Here is an 861-nt window from a genome sequence, read left to right on the forward strand (position 1 = left end):
CCCGGGGAACTAACCGCACCCCCGGGCAGCGGCAGGGGGTTTTCCGTGGGAGGGGGGGCGCGCCCCAGGGGTACATCGCCTCCCACCCGCCGGTGGGCCGCGATCGCGGCCCACGGGCGGTAAGGGACAAGGAGAAGACATGGAGACGAGTGTGGAACTCGCCGGGCTGGCATCGGCAGCCGCGGCGCGTCTGATCGATCTGCTGGCGACGGACGGCTGGAGGGCGGTCAAGTCCTCGGTCCTGGCGCTGTGGCGGTCCGCTCCGTCGAATCGCTGGCGTTCAGTCCCGACGGCCGTACCCTGGCCGCCGGATGGCACGGCGGATTCGTCAGCCTGTGGAACGTCACCCACCCCGACGACGTCAAGCCCGCGAAAGCGCCCCTTGACCTCGACTGCCCCGACGTCGTCTCCCATAGTGTCGAGTTCAGCCCCGACGGTCACACCCTGGCCGCCGGATCCACCGACAGCAAGGTCCGCCTGTGGAAGGTCGCCGACCCCGGCCACCCCACCCCCCTGGGCAAGTCGCTGACGGGTCCCGCCCAGCCCGTCATGTCGGTGGCGTTCAGCCCGGACGGTCACACCCTGGCTGCCAGCACCGACGACGGCGTGGCCACGCTCTGGGACCTGAAGGTCGAGACCGCCATCAGCCGCATCTGCGCCGGAAGCTCCGGCGCCCTGAGCCGACATCAATGGAGCCGATACGTTCCCGAACTGCCGTACGACCCACCCTGTGTGACCACCTAGTGTCCGGCGCCGGAGATTCGTCGTTACTGAGGATTTCGGGTTGTCGTCGGGTAGTGACGGTTGTTGATCCCTGCGGTACGCCGTTGGTATGCGTTGTCCAGAGGGCGGGGGCCTGAC

General features: G+C 69.0%; 1 protein-coding gene. It reads left to right on the forward strand.

What is annotated here, in order from left to right; all coding sequences use genetic code 11:
* Positions 1 to 249 precede the first annotated feature (249 nt).
* A complete protein-coding gene (locus tag ACIOHC_RS42015; RefSeq protein ID WP_401846715.1) occupies positions 250 to 744 on the forward strand; it encodes a WD40 repeat domain-containing protein in 495 nt (164 codons plus the stop codon).
* Positions 745 to 861: the final 117 nt, after the last annotated feature.

The sequence above is a fragment of the Streptomyces sp. NPDC088252 genome (assembly GCF_044740965.1).
Classification (GTDB): Bacteria; Actinomycetota; Actinomycetes; order Streptomycetales; family Streptomycetaceae; genus Streptomyces.